A 4,505-nucleotide genomic window follows, 5' to 3' on the forward strand; every position below is an offset into this window, starting at 1 on the left:
TGGCATCCGCATAGTGCACTGGGTTATCGCTCGCCACGGGAATATCTACGGCAGCAAGCCAGTAATGGGTTAAGTGATAACAGGTGTCTGGAAATATAGGGGCAAATCCAACGCCACAGCACCTGTCCTTAATGACATTAACTGTTACTATCAACTTGCAGGCGAACTGCAGTCACGCTTATTAAATGGAGTGTATCAACGGAATCTTCCCCACAAACGCAATGTCGTCAGTGCAGAGAAGTATTGTCTGGAGATCTGGGAAAACAAACTTTTCACCAGAAGTGTCCTGGAGTTTGACAGTTCAAATGGTGTTCTGTACGCGCTGAAACATAAAAGACACTATCGCCGGGATAAGATGATTGGAAGGGTTGAAAGTCGGTATATCAAAGACATTTGCGAATACCAGATGCAACTATCCGGGGAGAAGACGAAATATGCCTGTTTTATTTATATAGAAAGAACAATATACAATCACGATAATCCACCTGATGAAACACCTGTAAAATCGGCTGTTGGTAATGCAGTCATCCTGCTGGCAAAGGATGTGATATATAACGAGTACTTTTTTGATCTGCGGAAGTCATTTTTCGTGAGCGTTAAAGATCTGATGGCCTCTGGCACAAAAGGTATTCCGGAGACACAGAAATATCCTGACGTTTATTGCTGGATCCCGCTTTTCTCCATAAATTACGGCGTGGTCATTACCCCGGTCTATAAAATTGATCCCCTGAAACCCGTAACGGTAAAAAAACCGGATAAGATCACTGTTGTTTGTAATTACAGAGAATAATCTCAGTCTTCTCCGCTCACCACAACAGTGTTTACCTCGCTTTATCTTCCGTTCAGTCAATACAAACCACCGCTCTGGCAGGTACAGGGCGTGGTTTCTCTCCGGTACTCCCCTGCGCAGTAATAATCATCACTGAAAATACTGATTCCGTCACGACAAAATACCATCCCATATTCCGGCAACACAAAATCATCTTCCGTTTATACCGGCTTCACTGACAAAACAGACAACCTGTATTGCCTGTACACAACCGTTTCTCTCCTGGCAGGAATATTCCCCTACTGATTTTTTACGTTTCTCCCCGGTTGTTATGCCGGTGAAGGTGGTGCGTTGTTTTCATCATCAACGCCGGTTGAGATTAACAACATCCGGAGGAGATTTTTATGACCCCCCCCCCAGTTTCGCTGATGGATGACCAGATGGTCGATATGGCGTTTATCACTCAGCTGACCGGCCTGACCGATAAGTGGTTTTACAAGCTCATCAAGGATGGGGCCTTTCCGGCTCCCATCAAACTTGGCCGCAGCTCCCGCTGGCTGAAAAGTGAAGTGGAAGCCTGGCTGCAGGCGCGTATTGCACAGTCCCGTCCGTAATTTTTAACCACTGCCCCTTCACCCACAGCAGACGCAATCTCCGGCCTGCCGGCGGCGTTCTGCTGCCTGTTATCCCCCGTGAGGAATATGAAAATGAAACCACAGTATCAGACCCGTTACGAGCTGCTCCACGAAAGCTACCAGAAATGGCTGACCGGCTTCACCCGGCACGCCGTATCCTGGGGCGTATGTCATCCGAATATCCACTACTTCCATAATCTGACGCCCGGGTGGGTGTCATTCAATGGTGAAAAACCGGAGATTGCCATCGTCCCCCGGAGTCTGCACCGGCTGATTTATGGCTCTGACAAACGGGCCACGCCGCCCCTGGATGATGATCTGGTGGTGAACTTATGCACCAGCGAACATCTGCTGGTTCATCATCCGATGCTGGAAGGCATTCTGCTGTCTGAATGTGAACGTCTGAGGCGGCGTTCTCTGGCAAATAAACTGATCAGCCTCTTCCGTCAGTTTGGTGGCACTGAGTTGCGCCTCAAACTGGTCTGGCTTTGCTGGCTTGATTTAATGACCGGAAACAGCCTTGACGACTGGACGGAGAACCTGAAACGTAAATCAGAAAAAGAGCTGGGGGAATGGATCATCGACCGTCAGAAGCAGAACGCAGCACTGGCGGATCTGATGGATCAGTACGTGCTCCTGGCATACCGCACAACGGTTGACGATAACCGTAACTGATGCCGGTTGCTTCCGGAAGGTGCGGCAAAATACGGGAATGCTGCTCCCGGCCCCGCATGCTCACCTGCAGAGCGGGGGCGTCGTCATACTGAGCCATGACGGATGTCTTAAGGGCATCCTGTCACTGCTGAGCTGGCATGCTGCGGTACATGCCTCTCCTGGTGACAATAAGTACATGGCGACAGCGCTCCCTGAACCGCGGAAGAGATGTACACGGCCGGACGCCGTCAGTGTATACGGGTAGACGTTCCATGCTGCATGACTACATCCGGCCCGGATATCAATGAGTCCGTCAGGAACGCTTCACTTCGAAACCCGGCCTGGATACCAGCGCCGGCATGCCGGGAAGAAGTTGATATGGTGGTTGCAGGGCAACAGCAATCCTGAATCAACTGCTGCATCACTCAACCACGCTGAATATCAAAGGAGAGCGTGACCAGTTAAAAGAGAAACGCAAATCTGTAGTGCTGCACAAAAATACAACATCAGTCAGTGAGGATGAAATGGTGAAAAGCAGACAGCATCAATATTGAAAATATCCTGGCTGGCATGAAAATGGCCCGGCCCGTGGCGTTGACATATTCTCTCCTGAGCATCCTGAATGACTGCAGTTACTGTGGAAAAGTAAGCAGTCTCCACCCACGGCACCACTTAACAGACATTCAGTAACTCCCCCCGGACTTTCTATGATGCATTATCGGTGCACTGAATACAGGAGAGTGCGCTTAAAACCGCAGACCGCATTGCGGGTGTTACTGCATGACTGCCTGGCGGTATTGTGAGATGTCGGCAGGAACCGATGTCTGCGCAGGGGGAACTTCCGTGATCGGGATAAGTGCAGAAGAAATCAGATCACGACGTAAACCTGCAGTGCCTGACGCTGCAAGTGGCATTAACCATGGGACGTTGCCGATCCCGGATTGCGGAAACAGGAGCACTATTTTCTGCCGCGGGGAGTACCTCTGGCAGTAAATCCGGCTCGCTCATCTGACCGTCTCTCTCCCGGAAAAGACCAGAAATGAGATCGTCACCTCAACAGCAGGGAAGATGTCTTGACAGACTGGTTATATTGCATACGATTTATGAAGAAAAAGACAGCAAATATGGAGGCTATAGCGGAGAACACCCTACGAAATTCCTGTGAAAAACGATTGAAAAAACGATCAGATTCGATTCGTTTTTATATGCTTTTGGGCACGTGGCGATGACGAACTGTTGCATGTGCAGAGGAGAATGCACCCGGAAGCACCAGAATCATCCAGAAAGGCAGAACGATTACGCATCAAACCAGGAGACAGCAATATCAGGATAACATACTGATTTAAAATGAATTTACAGCAATACGTGAAAACATTTTTTACTTAAAGGAGACAGATGCGCTGAAGACAGTGCAGGTATTTTTATATAAAAATGAGAAGGTTACGGGATGTCTATCAGGCACACTATGACCGGAGAATATCAGTCAGGCTTAAAAAGAAAATAAATACAGTGAGTTAAATACACAGAGAAAACGAAAACGTAGTATCAGAGGGTACATCTTACAACAGAGACTGAATTTCCGGTTTTTCATAACCGGCACATTCCGGAAAGAGCAGGCTAACCGGAGGTTTTCTGACACCAGTCCCTGGCAGTTTAATCTGTACATCATGTACGGATGTTTTGTTCGCATTTTTAAAATCGGCAAAAATGCGAGAAGAGCAGCTATATTGTGGATGAACTGAAAAGTGCCAGGGAGCAACAAAAAAGGCGTGATGAACGTGCTGATGGTTCCGTCCCGCTGAAACTGTCCGGAAAAATCCACAAACAGCTTGAAAGTATTGCCCGAAGTCGTGGTGTCCCCCCAAAAAAAATGCTGAATGAAATGATTGAGCAGGCGCACCTGGATTTTGTGGCAAATGAGCAGCATAAGACCCGGAGTTAAAGACGGCAGGGTCCCCGATTACCAATTCTGCAGCGTACTCAACAAATGTATCCGGCCCTTACCTGTGAGGGACACGAAAATTATACATTGAGCATGAGTGGATAATCCCGGGTGAGAGTCTCCCGTTTTTACACTATTCACTAAAGGTGAGGCATATCATTCAGTCTCTCTGAATTCTTCATTTCAGTAACTTCAGCTACCGTCGTTTCATCTCTCCCACGAACCGGAGCCGCAACTTGTTGCATCACAGGGCTGACAAGTGAACTGAAATCCGCACCTTAATATTCTGACTGGCTGCGTACATTCATTGCATGAAGCGGCCGGAGCGGCTGAGCTGAAGGTCCGTTGTGAGCGATGAGCGGACGTTGAGGCACCTGGTACATAGTCTCAATTTTCAACTTTTCTGGCCCGTAGTGTCCGGAGGAGCAAATCGTACAAACTATCCACTGCAGGAGAACCCTGAGAAGCACGGCTTCTGAATAATGAGACTTCCATCGATTCAAGG

At 48.4% G+C, this 4,505-nt stretch carries 2 protein-coding genes and 3 pseudogenes; all 5 read left to right on the forward strand.

Annotation, left to right across the window (positions count from 1 at the left end; genetic code table 11):
• Nucleotides 1–109 precede the first annotated feature (109 nt).
• Nucleotides 110–790 (forward strand): annotated as a pseudogene (locus ACJHW7_RS25095) (hypothetical protein); the annotation flags it as partial.
• Between the two features lie 383 nt (nt 791–1,173).
• Nucleotides 1,174–1,383 (forward strand): helix-turn-helix transcriptional regulator, encoded by a 210-nt coding sequence (locus tag ACJHW7_RS25100; protein WP_040235183.1) that lies wholly within the window; start codon nt 1,174–1,176, stop codon nt 1,381–1,383.
• Between the two features lie 87 nt (nt 1,384–1,470).
• On the forward strand, nt 1,471–2,079 hold the full coding sequence (locus ACJHW7_RS25105; protein ID WP_064754686.1) for a hypothetical protein: 609 nt from the start codon (nt 1,471–1,473) through the stop codon (nt 2,077–2,079).
• 371 nt (nt 2,080–2,450) lie between these two features.
• Nucleotides 2,451–2,612: pseudogene (locus ACJHW7_RS25110) on the forward strand (AAA family ATPase); the annotation flags it as partial.
• 1,175 nt (nt 2,613–3,787) lie between these two features.
• Nucleotides 3,788–4,000 (forward strand): annotated as a pseudogene (locus tag ACJHW7_RS25115) (hypothetical protein); the annotation flags it as partial.
• Nucleotides 4,001–4,505 lie beyond the last annotated feature (505 nt).

Origin of the sequence: Escherichia sp. WS1152 (assembly GCF_046487665.1) — a bacterium.
In the GTDB taxonomy this organism is placed as follows: Bacteria; Pseudomonadota; Gammaproteobacteria; order Enterobacterales; family Enterobacteriaceae; genus Escherichia; species Escherichia coli.

Coding starts and splice junctions, on each gene's coding strand:
- ACJHW7_RS25100 (WP_040235183.1), top strand. CDS start 1,174: ATGACCCCCCCCCCAGTTTCGCTGATGGATGACCAGATGGTCGATATG.
- ACJHW7_RS25105 (WP_064754686.1), top strand. CDS start 1,471: ATGAAAATGAAACCACAGTATCAGACCCGTTACGAGCTGCTCCACGAA.